Source organism: Rubellimicrobium sp. CFH 75288 (assembly GCF_009904055.1).
Lineage (GTDB): Bacteria > Pseudomonadota > Alphaproteobacteria > Rhodobacterales > Rhodobacteraceae > Rubellimicrobium.
Map to the genome: position 1 here is coordinate 20,443 of NZ_WYDP01000020.1, position 16,122 is coordinate 36,564.

General features: G+C 71.1%; 19 protein-coding genes. 9 read left to right on the forward strand and 10 right to left on the reverse strand.

Annotated elements, in window-relative coordinates:
* Window positions 1-18: 18 nt before the first annotated feature.
* Window positions 19-1,044: a YcjF family protein gene (locus tag GT358_RS13940; RefSeq protein ID WP_166583241.1), complete on the forward strand. Its 1,026-nt coding sequence runs from the start codon at window positions 19-21 to the stop codon at window positions 1,042-1,044.
* 75 nt (window positions 1,045-1,119) lie between these two features.
* Here GT358_RS13940 and rpsU read toward each other — a convergent pair whose 3' ends face one another.
* Window positions 1,120-1,326 (reverse strand): 30S ribosomal protein S21, encoded by a 207-nt coding sequence (rpsU, locus tag GT358_RS13945; protein WP_166583242.1) that lies wholly within the window; start codon window positions 1,324-1,326, stop codon window positions 1,120-1,122.
* Window positions 1,327-1,434: 108 nt separating this feature from the next.
* On the opposite strand from rpsU, the gene GT358_RS13950 reads away from it, so the two are divergent.
* The 5 genes from GT358_RS13950 to GT358_RS13970 all read left to right on the forward strand — a co-directional run bounded on the left by GT358_RS13950 (window position 1,435) and on the right by GT358_RS13970 (window position 5,137).
* Complete coding sequence (locus GT358_RS13950) at window positions 1,435-2,124, forward strand: COQ9 family protein (protein WP_166583243.1); 690 nt, start codon at window positions 1,435-1,437, stop codon at window positions 2,122-2,124.
* Window positions 2,124-3,122, forward strand: coding sequence for an NAD(P)H-quinone oxidoreductase (locus tag GT358_RS13955; RefSeq protein WP_166583244.1), 999 nt, complete (start codon window positions 2,124-2,126; stop codon window positions 3,120-3,122). The genes GT358_RS13950 and GT358_RS13955 overlap by 1 nt, the downstream gene beginning before the upstream one ends.
* A 27-nt stretch (window positions 3,123-3,149) precedes the next feature.
* Window positions 3,150-3,344 carry a hypothetical protein gene (locus GT358_RS13960; RefSeq protein WP_166583245.1) on the forward strand — a complete coding sequence of 65 codons (195 nt, stop codon included), beginning with the start codon at window positions 3,150-3,152 and terminating at the stop codon, window positions 3,342-3,344.
* A gap of 114 nt (window positions 3,345-3,458) precedes the next feature.
* Window positions 3,459-4,217 (forward strand): electron transfer flavoprotein subunit beta/FixA family protein, encoded by a 759-nt coding sequence (locus tag GT358_RS13965; protein WP_166583246.1) that lies wholly within the window; start codon window positions 3,459-3,461, stop codon window positions 4,215-4,217.
* Entirely contained in the window at window positions 4,217-5,137 is a 921-nt protein-coding gene (locus GT358_RS13970) for an electron transfer flavoprotein subunit alpha/FixB family protein (protein WP_166583247.1), read from the forward strand. Before GT358_RS13965 ends, GT358_RS13970 begins: the two co-directional genes overlap by 1 nt.
* A 16-nt stretch (window positions 5,138-5,153) precedes the next feature.
* On the opposite strand, the gene GT358_RS13975 is transcribed toward GT358_RS13970, so the two are convergent.
* Entirely contained in the window at window positions 5,154-5,996 is an 843-nt protein-coding gene (locus tag GT358_RS13975) for a DUF6473 family protein (RefSeq protein WP_166583248.1), read from the reverse strand.
* Between the two features lie 122 nt (window positions 5,997-6,118).
* On the opposite strand from GT358_RS13975, the gene GT358_RS13980 reads away from it, so the two are divergent.
* Window positions 6,119-6,997: a 3-hydroxybutyryl-CoA dehydrogenase gene (locus GT358_RS13980; RefSeq protein ID WP_166583249.1), complete on the forward strand. Its 879-nt coding sequence runs from the start codon at window positions 6,119-6,121 to the stop codon at window positions 6,995-6,997.
* A gap of 24 nt (window positions 6,998-7,021) precedes the next feature.
* On the opposite strand, the gene GT358_RS13985 is transcribed toward GT358_RS13980, so the two are convergent.
* The 6 genes from GT358_RS13985 to GT358_RS14010 all read right to left on the reverse strand — a co-directional run bounded on the left by GT358_RS13985 (window position 7,022) and on the right by GT358_RS14010 (window position 11,800).
* Window positions 7,022-7,303 carry an HPr family phosphocarrier protein gene (locus GT358_RS13985; RefSeq protein ID WP_166583250.1) on the reverse strand — a complete coding sequence of 94 codons (282 nt, stop codon included), beginning with the start codon at window positions 7,301-7,303 and terminating at the stop codon, window positions 7,022-7,024.
* Window positions 7,304-7,306: 3 nt separating this feature from the next.
* A complete protein-coding gene (locus tag GT358_RS13990; RefSeq protein WP_166583251.1) occupies window positions 7,307-7,720 on the reverse strand; it encodes a PTS sugar transporter subunit IIA in 414 nt (137 codons plus the stop codon).
* A 108-nt stretch (window positions 7,721-7,828) separates the two neighbouring features.
* Window positions 7,829-8,755 carry an RNase adapter RapZ gene (gene rapZ, locus GT358_RS13995; RefSeq protein WP_166583252.1) on the reverse strand — a complete coding sequence of 309 codons (927 nt, stop codon included), beginning with the start codon at window positions 8,753-8,755 and terminating at the stop codon, window positions 7,829-7,831.
* A gap of 3 nt (window positions 8,756-8,758) precedes the next feature.
* Window positions 8,759-9,217 (reverse strand): HPr kinase/phosphorylase, encoded by a 459-nt coding sequence (locus tag GT358_RS14000; protein ID WP_166583253.1) that lies wholly within the window; start codon window positions 9,215-9,217, stop codon window positions 8,759-8,761.
* Window positions 9,218-9,316: 99 nt separating this feature from the next.
* Entirely contained in the window at window positions 9,317-11,092 is a 1,776-nt protein-coding gene (locus GT358_RS14005) for a sensor histidine kinase (RefSeq protein ID WP_166583254.1), read from the reverse strand.
* Between the two features lie 6 nt (window positions 11,093-11,098).
* Window positions 11,099-11,800, reverse strand: coding sequence for a response regulator transcription factor (locus GT358_RS14010; protein ID WP_166583255.1), 702 nt, complete (start codon window positions 11,798-11,800; stop codon window positions 11,099-11,101).
* Window positions 11,801-12,087: 287 nt separating this feature from the next.
* Between GT358_RS14010 and GT358_RS14015 the strand changes: the two genes are divergently transcribed.
* On the forward strand, window positions 12,088-13,686 hold the full coding sequence (locus tag GT358_RS14015; protein ID WP_166583256.1) for a phosphoenolpyruvate carboxykinase: 1,599 nt from the start codon (window positions 12,088-12,090) through the stop codon (window positions 13,684-13,686).
* A gap of 4 nt (window positions 13,687-13,690) precedes the next feature.
* On the opposite strand, the gene GT358_RS14020 is transcribed toward GT358_RS14015, so the two are convergent.
* Window positions 13,691-14,176 carry a lipocalin family protein gene (locus GT358_RS14020; RefSeq protein ID WP_166583257.1) on the reverse strand — a complete coding sequence of 162 codons (486 nt, stop codon included), beginning with the start codon at window positions 14,174-14,176 and terminating at the stop codon, window positions 13,691-13,693.
* Between the two features lie 7 nt (window positions 14,177-14,183).
* A complete protein-coding gene (locus tag GT358_RS14025; RefSeq protein WP_166583258.1) occupies window positions 14,184-15,224 on the reverse strand; it encodes an aldo/keto reductase in 1,041 nt (346 codons plus the stop codon).
* A 152-nt stretch (window positions 15,225-15,376) separates the two neighbouring features.
* Between GT358_RS14025 and GT358_RS14030 the strand changes: the two genes are divergently transcribed.
* On the forward strand, window positions 15,377-16,120 hold the full coding sequence (locus GT358_RS14030) for an SDR family NAD(P)-dependent oxidoreductase (RefSeq protein ID WP_166583259.1): 744 nt from the start codon (window positions 15,377-15,379) through the stop codon (window positions 16,118-16,120).
* Window positions 16,121-16,122: the final 2 nt, after the last annotated feature.

Consider the following 16,122-nt stretch of genomic DNA (forward strand, 5'->3'; position numbering starts at 1 on the left):
CCCTGCCGGAGCGGGACCATGAGAGAGCCGTCCGAGACGCGTGGGCCCCTGATCCTGCACCTCGAGGACGCGCCGCCGCCGACCCCGGCCGAGGCGCCGCCCGTTGACGGAGAGGCGCCGCACCCCCCGGCCATGGCCCGTGCCCTCCGCCGGGCCGGCAACCGGCGGAGTGGCGGCCTGGCCGGGGCGTTCTGGTCCTTGCTGGCGGGGTTCCTGCTGCTGGCGCTGTCGCTCGCGGCCTGGGACTGGGCGACGGGCCTCGTGGCACGGCATCCGCTGCTGGGCTCGGCGGCGACGGTGCTGCTCGTGGCGCTTGGCGTCGTGGCGCTGGCGGTCGCGGGGCGCGAGGTCTGGGCGCTGCGGCGGCTCGCGCGGATCGACGCGCTGCAGCGCCGCGCGGCCGCGGCCCTGTCCGGGGACTCGGTGGCCGAGGCGCGCGGCGTGGCGGCGGATCTGGCCACCCTCTATGGCGGCCGCCCAGCGCTGGCCCCCGCCGCGGACCGGGTGCGCGCCCGGCTGACCGAGGTGCTGGACGCCGACGGCCTGCTGCGCATGGCCGAGGCGGAACTGCTGCCCGGCCCTGACGCCGAGGCGCTGGCCGAGATCCGCGACGCCGCGCGCCGCGTCGCAGCGCTGACGGCGCTGGTGCCGCTGCCCTTTGCCGACATGGCGGCGGCGCTGGCGCTGAACCTGCGCATGATCCGCCGCGTGGCCGAGGCCTATGGCGGGCGGTCGGGGGTGGTGGGGTCCTGGCGGCTGGTCCGCGCGGTGGCCGGGCACCTGATCGCCACGGGGGCGGTGGCGGTGGGCGACGACATGATCGGGGGCCTTGCCGGAGGGACGGCGCTGGCGCGCCTGTCGCGCCGATTCGGCGAGGGGGTGCTGAACGGCGCGCTGACCGCACGGGTGGGGCTGGCCGCCGTCGAGGTCTGCCGCCCCCTGCCCTTCCTGTCCCGGCCGGTGCCCACCGTCACGGGCACGCTGAGCGGTGCGCTGGCCGGCCTGTTCGCCCGCGGCAACCGCCGACCCGATCCGCCGGGCTGAGCGGCCAGGCATGGAAAACCCCCGGAGCGGACGCTCGCGGGGGTCTGACCGTCGCGGACGATCGGGCGCGGCCCCTTACAGAAGGCCCTCGCGCTGCAGCTTCTTGCGGGCAAGCTTGCGCTGCCGGCGGATCGCCTCGGCGCGCTCGCGGGCGCGCTTCTCGGAGGGCTTCTCGAAATGCTGCTTGAGCTTCATCTCGCGAAAGACCCCCTCGCGCTGCAACTTCTTCTTGAGTGCGCGGAGCGCCTGATCGACGTTGTTGTCGCGGACGGAGACCTGCATGGGTTGTTGTCACCACCTTTCGGGTTCGAGTTTCGCATGTCCATGCGGGGAGCCCGGCCTATACCAAGGGGCTGGAAGCCTGTCCAGCGCCGGGAGGATGCGTGAACCATGACTGAACCGGAGGATTTCGCGGGCGATCCGACACGCCGCGCGCTGCTGCGGGCGATGCTGCCGCATGTGCCGTTCGACGGCTGGTCCGACGCCGCGTTCCGCGCTGCCGCGCGCGAGGCGGAGCTGACGCTGAACGAAGCCCGCGCCGCCTGCCCGCGCGGGGCCGTGGACCTCGCGGCCGAGTGGCACCGCGAAGGCGATCGCGCCATGAAGCGCATCCTTCAGACGGAGAACCTCGAGGGGATGCGGATGCGGGACCGCGTGGCGTTTGCCGTCAAGACCCGGCTTCGCCTCGTCGAGGATCGCGAGGCCCTGCGCCGCTCGGCGGCCCTGTTCGCGCTGCCGCAGAACGCCGCTCTGGGGGCGCGCCTGCTGTGGGAGACCGCCGATGCGATCTGGACAACCCTGGGCGACCGCTCTCGCGATGGCAACTGGTATACCAAGCGCGCGACGCTGGCCGCGGTGCTGGCCTCCGCCACGCTCTACCGCCTGAGCGACGACGATCCCGCGCTGGAGGCGACCGGAGCCTTCGTGGACCGCCGCATCGACGAGGTGATGGCCTTCGAGACCTGGAAGAACGGATCGGCCGCCAATCCTCTCCTGCGACCGCTGGCGCGGCCGCTCGACTGGATCATCCGGCATGTGCGGGCGCCTGCTCCGCCGACGGACCTGCCCGGCAGCCGCTGATGCGGGCGGTTGCGATCGCCGCACCCGGCGGCCCGGAGGCTCTGGTTGCCGTCGAACGGCCGAGCCCCGAGCCCGGGGCCGGCGATGTCCGGCTTCGTCTGGCCTATGCGGGCGTCAACAGGCCGGACCTGCTCCAGCGTGCCGGTCTCTACGCGCCGCCGCCCGGTGCGTCGGACCTGCCGGGGCTCGAGGGCGCAGGCTGGATCGACGCCCTCGGGCCGGCCGTGACAGGTCTGCGGCTTGGCGAGGCGGTGTGCGCCCTCCTGCCCGGCGGCGGCTATGCCGAACAGGTCGTCGTGCCCGCCTCCCATGTCCTGCCGGTGCCTGCGGGCCTGACGCTGCGGGAGGCGGCCTGCCTGCCCGAAGCGCTGTTCACCGTCTGGTTCAACGTGATCGACCAGGGCCGTCTCCGCGGGGGCGAACGCTTTCTCGTCCATGGCGGTGCCTCGGGCATCGGAACCACCGCGATCCAGCTTGCCGCGGCTCTCGGCGCAAGGGTCTGGGCCACCGCCGGAAGCCCGGCGCGTGCCCGCGCCTGCGAAGCGCTCGGGGCGGAGCGCGGCATCGACCGCCATGCGGAGGATTTCGCGGCCGTCCTGCAGGAGGAAGGCGGAGCGGACGTGATCCTCGACATGGTGGGCGGATCTTATCTGGAGCGGAACCTTCATGCGCTGGCGGAGGGAGGTCGCCTCGTCCAGATCGCGCATCTTCAGGGCGCGAAGGCCGAATGCAATCTCGCGCTCGTCATGCGCCGGCGGCTGACCGTCACGGGATCGACGCTGCGGCCGCAACCGGCGGCCACCAAGACGCGCATCGCGACGGCGCTTCGCCGCGACATCTGGCCCCTGATCGAGAGCGGACGCATCCGCCCTGTGATCGCGGCCGAGTATCCCCTGGCCGACGCCGCCGCTGCCCATGCCCGGCTCGAGGCAGGCGGAGTGGTGGGCAAGATCGTCCTGCGGATCACCGAGGCTGGACCCGAGGGTTCGGAGTTCTAGCTTCCTCGCCGACAGGGAGGGTCTGCCATGGTGTCCGACCCGGGCGATCCGGACGTGGCGCGCACGCTGGGCGGTCCCATGCGGAGCGGGGACGCCAATCCGGGCGAGCATGCCAAGAACCGCAGCTTTCGCGATCCGGGGGGGCATGACCTTCCGGAAACCGACGCCGAGGAGACCGCCCGGCGCCTCGGCACGACGGGGCGGGACCTCGGCAACCGCTGAGCCGTCCGACGCGGCGTCGGGAGGGATCAACCTGTCGGTTTTGCCCTGTCTCTTGCCGCGGCATCGCGCTAAGGGGCGCTGGATAGCACAGCATCACGCCAGGGGAGCGCGCCGATGAAGGTCCTTGTGCCCGTCAAGCGCGTGATCGACTACAACGTGAAGGTCCGCGTGCGGGCGGATGGGTCCGGGGTCGATCTCGCCAACGTCAAGATGTCGATGAACCCCTTCGACGAGATCGCCGTCGAGGAGGCGATCCGGCTCAAGGAGGCCGGCAAGGCCGGAGAAGTGGTCGCCGTGTCCATCGGGATCCGGCAGGCCCAGGAGACGCTGCGGACCGCGCTCGCCATGGGTGCGGATCGGGCCATCCTCGTCGTGGCGGCAGAGGACGTCCATCAGGATATCGAGCCGCTCGCCGTGGCCAAGATCCTCGCCGCCGTGGCTCGCGAGGAGCAGCCCGGCCTGATCCTGTGCGGCAAGCAGGCCATCGACAACGACATGAACGCGACAGCCCAGATGACGGCGGCGCTTCTGGGCTGGGCCCAGGCCACCTTTGCCTCGGAAATCGTGGTCGATGGGGACCAGGCTACCGTCACCCGCGAGGTGGATGGCGGCCTGCAGGTCGTACGGGTCGGCCTGCCGGCCGTCATCAGCGTGGATCTGCGCCTCAACGAGCCGCGCTATGCCTCGCTTCCCAACATCATGAAGGCCAAGAAGAAGCCTCTGGAGGAGAAGACCCCTGCCGATTACGGCGTCGATGTGTCCCCGCGGCTCGAGGTGCTCAGGACGACCGAGCCGCCCTCGCGCAAGGCCGGGGTGATGGCCAAGTCGGTGGACGAGCTCGTGGACATGCTCAAGAGCGCGGGGGTGGTGTGATGGCAACTCTTCTGATTGCGGACGTGGCCGAGGGTCGGCTCGGTCTTGATGCCACCGCCAAGGCCGTGACGGCAGTCAGGCCGCTCGGAGACGTGACGGTCCTGGTCCTCGGCCCGGAGGCGGCGGGGGCCGAGGCGGCGCAGATCGACGGAGTGGCGCGCGTCCTCGTGGCCGAGGACCATGCCCTCGCCCATCGTCTGGCAGAGCCTGCGGCCGAACTGGTGCGCGGCCTTGCCGGCGGCTTCTCCCATCTGGCGGCCCCGGCCACGTCGGACGCCAAGAACATCCTGCCACGTGTGGCCGCCCTCCTGGACGTCATGATGATCTCGGACGTCACGGCCATCCTCGATGAATCCACGTTCGAGCGGCCGATCTACGCAGGCAACGCGCTCCAGACGGTCCGGTCGCGGGATGCGATCAAGGTGCTGACCATCCGCACAGCCGGCTTCGATGCCGCCGCGATGGGGGGCTCGGCTCCCGTGGAACGGGTGCCCGGCGTGTCCGATCCAGGTCTTTCCGCCTGGGTCGAGGATCGCGTTGCCAAGTCCGGCCGCCCCGAGCTGACCTCGGCCCCCGTGGTGGTGTCGGGCGGTCGCGGGATCGGCTCCAAGGAAGGATTTGAGATCGTCGAGAAGCTGGCCGACAAGCTGGGGGCGGCGGTCGGCGCGTCGCGCGCGGCAGTCGATGCAGGCTATGCGCCGAACGACTGGCAGGTGGGCCAGACCGGCAAGGTCGTCGCGCCCAACCTCTATGTCGCGGTCGGGATCTCCGGAGCGATCCAGCATCTCGCCGGCATGAAGGATTCGAAGTTCATCGTCGCGATCAACAAGGACCCGGAGGCGCCGATCTTCCAGGTCGCCGATTTCGGCCTGGCGGCGGACCTGTTCGAGGCGGTGCCGGAACTCACCGACAAGCTCTAGCAGGGCACCGGGCAGTCTAGACCGACAGCACGGCCCGGATCGAGGCACAGAGCGCCTGAGCCGCCTCGTGGTGGGCCGCCTGCCCCAGAAGCTCGGCTGCGGCCGCCCCCTCGTGGGGGCGGTGGCAGAGCCCCTCTCCCCGTCGCGCCGCAGCGCGTGCGGAGGGTTGCACCATCACCACTCCCCGGACCAGGGGCCGCAGGCTGTCGAGCATCCGCCGCGTCACGAACAGCGGTTCGCGCTGGAGAGGCGAGTCGTGATCCTCCCAGCGCATGTCCGACGGCAGGTGGGGACTGAGCCAGAGCAGGAGCGTCCGCGGGCCGATGCGGTCAAGCAACGTCCGCATCCGGGCCAGCCAGGCGGTCTGCAACTCCTCGCGCAGGATCGGAAACCGCTCGGGCGACACGTCCCAGAGGCAGGACAGCATGTGCCGCGTGAAGCAGAAGTCGGTGAAGTCGACCTCCGGATAGATGGCGCGAAGCACCGAGGAGGCCTGCAGGAAGCGGTCGTTGCGCCGGGGATGGACGGTGTAGAAGCGGTTGGACAGGTTGGCCGCACCGCTGACCTCGAGAACCGTCAGCACGGCGTCGCGGCAGATCCCCGGCACCACCGGATCCGCCAGGATCGCCTCGACCGAGGCGTTGATCTGGCCGAGGTTGATGCACACTTCGCCAAGCCCCTCCTCCACCAGGGCGGGAAAGGGTCTGCGGAGGAACCGTCCGTATGTCTCGGTGGACCCGACAAAGGCGATGTGGCGGCCATCGGTCGGCCGTCTGGGTCCGCGAAACAGAAGCCGCGAACTGCCATAGCGGCAGGGCGTGATGCTTGCCGCTTGATCGTCCAGCGTGTCGTGCCTCATGATTCCCACCCCGGATCCAGCCTGCCGCAGGATGCACCGGGAGGTTTTCCAAATTCCTAATGCGGCGATTGCTTGGCATTCTGCCGGCCCTATGCTGCGCGGCAGCATGAGGGAGGTTCGCCATGACGATCAACCGCGTGGGCGTGGTCGGCGCCGGCCAGATGGGCAACGGGATCGCCCATGTCTTTGCCCTGTCCGGCTTCGATGTCCTCGTGACCGACACGAATCCAGAGGCTCTGGACGCGTGCCCGGTCGTGGTCGGGCGGAACCTCGATCGTCAGGTCGCGCGCGGCACCATCCCCGCCGAGGCGCGGGAGGCGGCCCTGTCGCGGATCCGCACGACGCCCGATCTGGCGGATCTGGGCGGGCTCGACCTCGTCATCGAGGCCGCGACCGAGCGGGAGAGCGTGAAGTCCGCAATATTCGAGGCGCTCGTGCCGCATTGCGCGGCCGAGACGATCCTGGCCACCAATACGTCCTCCATCTCCATCACGCGTCTGGCAAGCCGGACCGACCGCCCGGACCGCTTCATGGGCATCCACTTCATGAATCCCGTCCCCGTGATGCAGCTGGTCGAACTGATCCGGGGGATTGCCACCTCGCAGGAGACCTATGCGGCGGTGCTCTCCGTGGTCGAGCGGCTCGGCAAGACGGCCGCGACGGCCGAGGACTTTCCCGCCTTCATCGTCAACCGCATCCTGATCCCGATGATCAACGAGGCCGTCTATACCCTCCACGAGGGAGTCGGCACCGTCGCCTCCATCGATACCTCGCTCAAGCTCGGCGCCAACCATCCGATGGGGCCGCTCGAACTCGCCGACTTCATCGGTCTCGACACGTGCCTTGCGATCATGACCGTGCTGCATGACGGGCTGGCCGACACCAAGTATCGCCCCTGCCCCCTGCTGGTGAAATATGTCGAGGCCGGCTGGCTCGGCCGCAAGACCGGCCGCGGGTTTTACGACTATCGCGGGGACGGGCCGCCGGTGCCGACGCGGTGAGCGGGCGGATCGGGGGAGCGTCCCTCAGCACCCCTCGCCGAACCGGTCGGCGACCAGGCGGGCGATCGCGTCGGCCAGCTTCTCGGCCTCGGGGCCGCGGGTGACGACCTCGATCTCGCTCCCCGGACCGGCCGCCAGCATCAGCAGGCCCATGATCGAATCGCCCGACGCCTCGAGACCGTCGCGGGACACCACGGCGGTGGCGTCGTGCGCCTCCACCACCTCCACGAGCCGCGCCGAGGCGCGGGCATGCAGACCCTTGACGTTGCAGATCGTCAGCCGTCGGTACGCCGTCGGTTCGTCCACCGGTCAGAGACCCACGGCCCGTTCGAGATCTTCGCCCACGATCTGGCTGTCGATGTACTTGCGCCCGGCATCGAGCGCAGCCGCCACGGCCTCGGGAACGGGCTTGCTGCGGGACTTCGCCAGCTTGATGAGCATGGGCAGGTTGGCCCCGTAGAGGATGCGCCGATTGGAGGACCCGCAGGCGCGCAGCGACAGGTTGGAGGGCGAGCCGCCGAACATGTCTGTCACGACAATGACCCCGTCGCCCTGATCGACCGAGTCGGCAGCCTCGCAGATCTCGGCCTGCTTCAGCGCCCGGTCGTCATCGGGCAGGATGGTGATGGCGCGGACGCCGGGCTGCTGACCGACAACATGTTCCACGGCGGCAAGGTATTCCCGGGCCAGCCCGCCATGTGCGACGATGACAATCCCGATCATGCGTGCCGTCTCCGAAGGCCACCGGCCCGTACATCCCGGCAGGGCTGGTCGCAGGCCGACACCGTCAGCCGTGCGCATCCGACCCGGGCGACCCTGCCGCTCACGTCCTCATCCCCGATCGGCGCCCGCGATCCCGGCGCGCCTCTCCAGTTCCCGATGCCGTTTAGACACCTGCCATCCGGCCTCTGCAAGGGTCATGGCCAGTCTCTCCGCCACGGTCACCGAACGGTGTTGCCCGCCCGTGCAGCCCAGCCCGATGGCCAGATGCGCCTTGCCCTCCTCGCGATAGGCCGGCAGCAGCTGGATGAGCAGGGCCCGCAGGCTGTCGAAGAAGGGTCCGAAACGGGGATCGGCTTCGACGAACGCGACCACGGACGGATCGCGGCCGTCCTTGGGGCGCAGCGCCTCGGTCCAGTAGGGGTTCCGGAGAAAGCGGCAATCCATCACGATGTCGAGTCCCGCCGGAAGGCCGCGCTTGTAGGAAAAGCTCTCCACGCTGATGCCGAAGGGACGGCCCTCGCTCGGGGCGAACCACCGCTCCACCGCGGCGCGCAATTCGTGGGGGCTCAGGGCAGTGGTGTCGATCACGATGTCCGCCCGCTCGCGCAGCGGGGCCAAAAGCTGCCGCTCGCGGGCGATGCCGGACCCGAGAGCCCCTTCACCGGCCAGCGGATGCCGGCGGCGCGTCTCGGAGAAGCGGCGCAGCAGGACGTCGTCGGAGCAGTCGAGATAGAGGATCTGCCCGCCGGCGCCCTTGACGAGATGGTCGATCGCCTCCGGGAGCGTCTTGATCCCGAAGTCCCGGTTGCGGGTGTCGATCCCGAGTGCGAGCGGCCGGCAGAGCGGCGGCCCTTCGAGAAGGCGAGGCAGAAGCGACAGCGGAAGGTTGTCGATCACCTCGAAGCCGAGATCCTCGAGCGCCCGGATGGCGGTGGACCGTCCCGCCCCGGCCGGCCCCGTCACCAGCACGACGTTCGGCGGGCCGCCGGACAACGTGGCGGAGGGCGGCGGAGGGCGGAGTTCGGTCAGGGTCATGGATCACTCGAGCGCCGGCCGATACCGGCCAGCCTTGAGATATTGGAGAAGGGCGGCGGAAAAACGCTCGGTCGCAGGCTTGTGAAGACAGGGGACGGGAACCGAAAGGATGGTCCGGATGCGTGGTGGCGGCAAGCGGGTCTCCTCCTCCAAGGCGAGGTCGAGCAGGGCAGCGACTTCAGCCTCGGCCTGGAGCTCGGCTGGAAGCAGGCCGATGCCGCGCGCCTCGATCAGGGGCGGAAGACCCGGCGGCGCGGCGGCGATGATCCGGTCCCCCTCGCGCCGCAACTCCGTGCGGTCGTCGGCCACCAGACGGCAGCCCCAGGCCATCATCTCGAGCGCGATCGCGGACTTGCCCGAGCCGGACGGGCCCAGCAGCACGAGACCGCGATCCCCCCAGGCGACGGTCGTCGCATGCAGCACGAGGCGCTCCGTGCCCCCGGCGGCTGCGGGGGTGCTCATGCGATGACCCTGCAGCCCGGCCCGTCCTGCACCTCCCGCCGGCGCGCGGCACGAGATCGGGCCGGTCCGGCGGGCCGGGCCCCGCCGGGTGTCGCAGGCTCAGATCGGCAGACCCACGACAAAGCGCGCCCCGAGCGGCTCGGAGGTCGGGTCGGCCTCCGTCGGGCGGATGTTCTCGGCCCAGATCACCCCGCCATGCGCCTCCACGATCTGCTTGGAGATGGCCAGACCCAGACCGGAATTGTTGCCGAACTGTCCCTCGGGGCGTTCGGAATAGAACCGCTGGAAGATCTTCTCGAGCGAGCCCTCGGGGATGCCCGGCCCGGTGTCTTCCACCACGACGAGGACGCGATTCTCGCGGCGGCGTGCCCAGATGCGGATGGCATCGCCCTCCTCGCAGAAGGAGATGGCGTTGCTGAGCAGGTTGACGAAGACCTGCGCGAGGCGGTTCTCGAGCCCGTGGATGACGATGGGCTGTGGCGGAAGGTCGGCGATGAACTCGATCCCCTTGGCGCGCGCCTCCGCGCCCAGATGTTCGTTCAGGTTGCCGATCAGCCGCAGAAGGTCGAACGGCCGCTCCTCCTCCTTGACGAGTTCGCTGTCCAGCCGGGAGGCATTGGAGATGTCGCTCACCAGGCGATCGAGCCTGCGGACGTCGTGCTCGATGATCTCGAGCAGCTTGCGGCGCTGATCCTCGCGCGTGGCGAGATGGAGGGTTCCCACGGCCGAGCGCAGGCTGGCGAGCGGGTTCTTGATCTCGTGGGCCACGTCGGCGGCGAATTGCTCGTTGGCCTCGATCCGGTCGTAGAGGGCGGCCACCATCCCCCGCAGCGCGGCGGACAGGCGCCCGATCTCGTCCGGGCGGGCGCTGAGGTCGGGGATGCGGACGCGGCCGGGGCTCATGGCGCCTGGGCTGCGTTCGCGCCCCACCTCCGCGGCCGCAGCCAGGTCCGACAGGGGATTGGCGATGGTGCGCGCGAGCACGAGGCTGAGCCCGATGGAGACCAGCACCCCGACCACGAACATCCGCAGCACCTGCTCGCGTTCGCGCCGCACGAGGCTGTCGATCTCGCCGCCGGCGCTGCGCACCGCGACGACGCCCACGACCTCGCCCTCGTGCCGCACGGGGTGGGCGACCGTGAAGACGGTGCGGCCCTGCGCGTCGGTTCCCGTCTCGACCACCGTTCCGGCGCGGAAGGCCCGCTCGACAAGGGAATGCGCACCCTCGAGGCTGGCCGTGCCGGGATCGGGGGAGGCAGGCCGCGCCGGACCCAGGGCGCTGGCCAGTCCTTCCCACAGGGCGTTGAGCGCATTGGTGATGAGCGTGCCGTCCACCTCGCGCTGCGGCCCGATCGCGTCCAGATCGGCGCGCGGCTCGGCCTGGGCCACCAGCGCGCCGGAGCGGTCGAACAGGAAGGCCCGCGTGCCGCCGCGCAGGCCCAGCCGGTCGAACACGGCCTGCGGATCGAAACCGTCGCCGGCGGCGAGGCTGACCGGCGGCCCGGGCGGAAGATGGGCCGCCACCACGTCGGCCACCAGGATCGCCTCGCTCGCGAGGCCGGAGGCGCGCTGGAAGGCCAGATTGTCGCGCGAGGGGGTCAGCCACAGCATGCCGGTCACGAGCAGGATAAGACCGACGAGGTTGAAGGTGATGATCTTGCGCGCCAGCGGAGAGGCCTGAAGGGTCACGAAGTTCCGCCGGGACGCCGTCTGCGCTTCCGGCGCGACGCCGTCCGCGCCGATGATCGTCCCCTCCTCCGACGCCGGAGGGCTTGCGTCGCGGTTGGCGGGGGCCACCGCGCGGACGGCACGGCGGACCGAGCGCAGGTCGCGCACATCCACCTTGGGCAGGCCGGGTCGGGGGAGCGCGGTCATGGGCGCTCACTCCTCGTTGTAGCGGTAGCCGATGCCGTAGAGCGTCTCGATGGCGGCGAAATCCTCGTCCACCGCGCGCATCTTCTTGCGCAGGCGCTTGATGTGGCTGTCGATGGTGCGGTCGTCCACATACACCTGATCGTCGTAGGCCACGTCCATGAGCTGGTCGCGGGACTTCACGAAGCCCGGCCGCTGGGCGAGGGCCTGGAGCAGGAGGAACTCGGTCACGGTGAGGGAGACGTCACGCCCCTTCCACTTCACCGCGTGACGCAGCGGGTCCATGACGAGCTGGCCGCGAACCATCACCTTCTGGTCGGCCTCCGGCTCCGGCCCCTCGCCCGACAGCGCCTCCTGCCGGCGCAGGAGCGCGCGGATGCGTTCCACCAGCAGGCGCTGGGAGAAGGGCTTCTTGACGTAGTCGTCCGCGCCCATCCGCAGGCCCAGCACCTCGTCGATCTCGTCGTCCTTGGACGTCAGGAAGATGATGGGCATGCTCGTGCGCTGGCGCAGGCGCTGAAGCAGGTCCATGCCGTCCATGCGGGGCATCTTGATGTCGAGCACCGCCATGTCGGGGAGCTTCTTGGAGAAGGCGTCATAGGCCGCCTGCCCGTCGTTGTAGGTGTCCACGTCGAAGCCCTCGGCCTCGAGCGTCATGGATACGGATGTCAGAATGTTTCGGTCATCGTCCACGAGGGCGATTCGGGACATGGCTCTGCCTCTGCTGCTCGGATGTTGCCTGTTTTTTCCGGATGGTCCGCGACTGCCTGACGCGAATCAAGCCCGGGTCACCCTGCCGTTCGATTCGCGTCACTCTTTTGCACCGAGAACCCTTAAGGTTGAGTAAACGGCCGGCAGGTTTACGCGCATCGGACCCGCCGTTGGCGCTAACATACAAGTGCTTGCGCTAACAGGATTTTTTGGCCTTCCCGGCCCTCCGGGGGGCTGCTAAGCGGATCGGCAGACAGTCCTTGCGAGGCCGATTGGGAGGGTTCCTGATGCCCCTGTGCCACAGCCCAGACCCGGATCGTCCCGGCCCGGCCCTGGTTGCCCTGCCCCGGAGAAGCCGCAATCTGGACGTCCCGGCGCTGATGGAGGAGGCGCTTGCGGCGGGCGAGGGGCGGCTCGGCTCCGGGGGGGTCCTGCTGGTGGAAACCGGCCGCTTCACCGGCCGCTCCCCTAGGGACAAGCACATCGTGCGCCGCCCCGAGACGCAGGGCGAGGTCTGGTGGGACGGCAACGCCGCCATGGAGCCCGATGCCTTCGGGCGGCTGCGGGCGGACCTGTTCGCGCATCTGGCCGCGGGGCCGGGGCTTCACCAGCAGGACCTGTGGGCCGGGGCGGACCCCGCCCACCGCATCGCGGTGCGCGTCCTGACCGAGCGGGCCTGGCACGCGCTGTTCATCCGCCACCTGCTGATCCGCCCCCCCGCGGCGGCGCTGGCGGGGTTCGCGCCCGACTGGGTCGTGATCAACGCGCCCTCGTTCCGCGCCGACCCGGCCCGGCATGGCTGCCGGTCGGAGACGGTGATCGCGCTCGATTTCGGGACGCGGACGGTGCTGATCGCCGGGACCGAATATGCGGGCGAGACCAAGAAGGCGGTGTTCACCGTCATGAACTGGCTTCTGCCCGCGCGCGGGGTGCTGTCCATGCACGGCTCGGCCAACCACGCACCGGGCGATCCGGCCGACGCGGCCGTGTTCTTCGGCCTGTCGGGGACGGGCAAGACGACGCTGTCCTCGGACCCCGGGCGCGTGCTTCTGGGCGACGACGAGCACGGCTGGTCGGAGGGGGGGATCTTCAACATCGAGGGGGGCTGCTACGCCAAGACCCTTCACCTCTCGGCCGAGGCGGAGCCCGCGATCTTTGCCGCCACGGGCCGGTTCGGCACGGTGATCGAGAACATGGGCTGGGACCCCGTGACGCGCGCGCTGGACTTCGCGGACAATTCGCGGACGGACAACACGCGCTGCGCCTATCCGCTGGAGGCGATCCCCAACGCCTCGGGGACGGGGATGGCGGGGGCGCCGCGGCATGTGGTGATGCTGACCTGCGACGCGTTCGGCGTGCTGCCCCCCGTGGCGCGGCTGTCGCCGGCGCAGGCGATGTACCATTTCCTGTCGGGCTTCACCGCCAAGGTCGCGGGGACCGAGCGCGGCGTGACCGAGCCCGAACCCACCTTCTCGCCCTGCTTCGGCGCGCCCTTCCTGCCGCGCCGGCCCGAGGTGTACGGACGGATGCTGGCCGAGCGGGTGGCGCGGTCGGGCGCGTCCTGCTGGCTGGTCAACACGGGCTGGACGGGCGGCGGCTACGGGACGGGGCGGCGGATGCCCATCGCGGCCACGCGCGCGATCCTGGGGGCCGTCCTGTCGGGGCGGCTGGGCGCGGGGCGGTTCCGGCGCGATCCGTTCTTCGGCTTCGAGGTGCCGCTGGCCGTCGAGGGGGTGGAGGCGCGGCTGCTCGACCCGCGGGCGACCTGGGCGGACGGCGCGGCCTACGACGCGGCGGCGCGGCGGCTGGTGGACCTGTTCGCGCGGAACTTCGAGCGGTTCGACGGCCTGCCGGACGCGGGCGGGCGGGCGGCGGCGCTCGGCTGATCCCTCAGGGCAGCCGCGCGAGGTCGAAGCCGTTGAAGTCGAGCATCTCGCGCGCGGCGCGCGCGCGGTCGCTCGAGGCGCGGCCTGCGCGGTCCATGATCCAGCCCGCGCGCCCGTCGGGGCTGCCGATCACGGCGGTGCGGCCGTCGTCGTCGGTCCAGAGCAGCCACAGCTCGGTTCCCCCGGCCCGGAAGCGGCCGCGGGCGACCTCCTCGGTCCGCAGCGTCCGGCCGCCCGCCGACCACAGGAGCGCGCCCCCCTCGGCCATGCGCAGCGACAGGGGCGTGCCGGCCGCGAGCGGCAGCGGCCCGCCCGGATAGGCGCGCGCCACGACCCATTCGCCCGCGAGATCGGCCGCGCCGGCCCGCAGGCTGGAGGCGATGGGAATGGCAGGATCGCGGAAGGAGGGTGCGGCGACCGGCTCGGGCGCCTCGGGCGCGGGGCGGCCGCAGGCGGCAAGCAGGACAAGGAGCAGGAGGGGCGCGCGCATCGGGGCCTCAGAACGGCAGAGGGTGGTCGCGGTGGATCTCGTCGATCCGGGCGGCGAGGTCGTCGTCCACCCGCGCCCCGAGGCCGCGCAGGATATGGGCGAGCTGGTCCGCGTCGGTCGCGCCGAAGATGGGAATCGAGGGGAAGGGCCGCGTCCGGTGCCAGGCCAGCGCCATGTGGACCGGGTCCATCCCCGCCTGGGCCGCGAGCGCGCGGTAGGCCGCAACGGCGGCGAGGGCGCGGGGCGTCAGGCGCCCGCCCAGACGGCCGTCCCCCACGGCGAGCCGGCTGCCGGGCGGACAGGCGCCGTCCTGGTACTTGCCGGTGAGCAGCCCTGCCCCGAGGGGCGAGAAGGCAAGCAGCGTCACCCCCTCCATCGCGGCCGCCTCGGCCAGATCGGTGTCGTAGAGCCGGCAGAGGAGCGAATACTCGTTCTGGATCGTCTCGGGGCGCGGCCCGCCGGTGGCGGCGGCGCGGTCGAGCCAGCGGGTCGTGCCCCAGGCCGTCTCGTTGCTCAGGCCGATGGCGCGGACCTTGCCCTCCTCCACCAGCCGGGCCAGAGCGCCGAGCACGTCGTCCATCCGGCCGAGGACGGCCGCGGCGTCCGCGTCCGGGCGGAAGGTCCAGTTGCGGCGGAAGTGGTAGTGCGAGCGTTCGGGCCAGTGGAGCTGGTAGAGGTCGATGCGGTCGGTGCGGAGCCGGCGCAGCGACGCCTCGCAGGCGGAGCGGATCGCGCCCGGGTCGAAGCCCCTGTCGCGCAGGACGTTGCCGGGGCCCGCGATCTTGGTGGCGAGCACGATGCGGCCCCGCGCGCCGGGCCGCGCGGCGAGCCAGCGGCCCAGGATGGCCTCGGACCGGCCGGCGGTCTCGGCGCGGACGGGGTTGACCGGATACATCTCGGCCGTGTCCCAGAGCGTGATCCCGGCCTCGAGCGCCATGTCCATCTGGCGGTGCGCGTCGTCTTCCGGGGTCTGGTTGCCCCAGGTCATCGTGCCGAGCGACCATTCGGCGACCCGGACCCCCGAGCGCCCCAGCTCCACCTGCCGCATCCCTGCCCCCCGTGCCGCGTGCCGGCGCGACCCTAGCGCGAGGCGGCGCGGGGGCAAGGCGGGGCTTGGTCCGGGGGCGGGATGACCCAGATCAAGGACGGCACCCCGCCCGTGCGCGAGGGTGCGGCCATCCAACCGGACAGGAGAGGACCATGCCCCACGACTTTTCCGGACAGACCGCCATCGTCACCGGCGCCGCCTCGGGCATCGGGCTGGCGATCGCGCGGGACCTTGCCAAGGGCGGCGCGCGCGTCGTGCTGAGCGACCTGCACGAGGAGGCGCTGGCCAAGGCCGCAGAGGGCCTCGAGGGGGCGCTGACGAAGGTTTGCGACGTCTCGGACCCCGAGGCGGTCGAGGCGCTGGTCGGCTTTGCCGTCGAGCGGACGGGGGGCCTGCACCTGCTGGTCAACAATGCCGGCATCGGGGGCCCGGCGGCGGTCGTGGGGGAATATCCGCTGGACGGCTGGGAGAAGGTGATCGCCATCAACCTCAACGGCGTGTTCTACGGGATGCGCTTCGGCCTGCCCGCGATCGAGAAGGCCGGAGGCGGCGCGGTCGTCAACATGGCCTCGATCTTGGGAACCGTGGGATTCGCCAACTCGTCGGCCTATGTGGCGGCCAAGCACGCGGTGGTGGGGCTGACCAAGTCGGCGGCGCTGGAATACGGCACGCGCGGGGTGCGCATCAACGCGGTCGGGCCCGGCTTCATCCGCACGCCGCTTCTCGATGCCAACCTCGACCAGCCGACGATGGACTTCCTCGCGGGCCAGCACGCGGTCAAGCGGATGGGAACGGCCGAGGAGGTCTCGGCCCTGACCTGCTTCCTGCTCTCGAAGGAGGCGAGCTTCGTCACCGGGTCCTATCACCTGGTCGACGGGGGCTACACGGCGCAGTAGCG

What these genes read in the sequence shown, in the direction of transcription:
- GT358_RS13940 (WP_166583241.1), top strand. Translation starts at nt 19, where the DNA reads ATGAGAGAGCCGTCCGAGACGCGTGGGCCCCTGATCCTGCACCTCGAG.
- rpsU (WP_166583242.1), bottom strand. Translation starts at nt 1,326, where the DNA reads ATGCAGGTCTCCGTCCGCGACAACAACGTCGATCAGGCGCTCCGCGCA.
- GT358_RS13950 (WP_166583243.1), top strand. Translation starts at nt 1,435, where the DNA reads ATGACTGAACCGGAGGATTTCGCGGGCGATCCGACACGCCGCGCGCTG.
- GT358_RS13955 (WP_166583244.1), top strand. Translation starts at nt 2,124, where the DNA reads ATGCGGGCGGTTGCGATCGCCGCACCCGGCGGCCCGGAGGCTCTGGTT.
- GT358_RS13960 (WP_166583245.1), top strand. Translation starts at nt 3,150, where the DNA reads ATGGTGTCCGACCCGGGCGATCCGGACGTGGCGCGCACGCTGGGCGGT.
- GT358_RS13965 (WP_166583246.1), top strand. Translation starts at nt 3,459, where the DNA reads ATGAAGGTCCTTGTGCCCGTCAAGCGCGTGATCGACTACAACGTGAAG.
- GT358_RS13970 (WP_166583247.1), top strand. Translation starts at nt 4,217, where the DNA reads ATGGCAACTCTTCTGATTGCGGACGTGGCCGAGGGTCGGCTCGGTCTT.
- GT358_RS13975 (WP_166583248.1), bottom strand. Translation starts at nt 5,996, where the DNA reads ATGAGGCACGACACGCTGGACGATCAAGCGGCAAGCATCACGCCCTGC.
- GT358_RS13980 (WP_166583249.1), top strand. Translation starts at nt 6,119, where the DNA reads ATGACGATCAACCGCGTGGGCGTGGTCGGCGCCGGCCAGATGGGCAAC.
- GT358_RS13990 (WP_166583251.1), bottom strand. Translation starts at nt 7,720, where the DNA reads ATGATCGGGATTGTCATCGTCGCACATGGCGGGCTGGCCCGGGAATAC.
- rapZ (WP_166583252.1), bottom strand. Translation starts at nt 8,755, where the DNA reads ATGACCCTGACCGAACTCCGCCCTCCGCCGCCCTCCGCCACGTTGTCC.
- GT358_RS14000 (WP_166583253.1), bottom strand. Translation starts at nt 9,217, where the DNA reads ATGAGCACCCCCGCAGCCGCCGGGGGCACGGAGCGCCTCGTGCTGCAT.
- GT358_RS14005 (WP_166583254.1), bottom strand. Translation starts at nt 11,092, where the DNA reads ATGACCGCGCTCCCCCGACCCGGCCTGCCCAAGGTGGATGTGCGCGAC.
- GT358_RS14010 (WP_166583255.1), bottom strand. Translation starts at nt 11,800, where the DNA reads ATGTCCCGAATCGCCCTCGTGGACGATGACCGAAACATTCTGACATCC.
- GT358_RS14015 (WP_166583256.1), top strand. Translation starts at nt 12,088, where the DNA reads ATGCCCCTGTGCCACAGCCCAGACCCGGATCGTCCCGGCCCGGCCCTG.
- GT358_RS14020 (WP_166583257.1), bottom strand. Translation starts at nt 14,176, where the DNA reads ATGCGCGCGCCCCTCCTGCTCCTTGTCCTGCTTGCCGCCTGCGGCCGC.
- GT358_RS14025 (WP_166583258.1), bottom strand. Translation starts at nt 15,224, where the DNA reads ATGCGGCAGGTGGAGCTGGGGCGCTCGGGGGTCCGGGTCGCCGAATGG.
- GT358_RS14030 (WP_166583259.1), top strand. Translation starts at nt 15,377, where the DNA reads ATGCCCCACGACTTTTCCGGACAGACCGCCATCGTCACCGGCGCCGCC.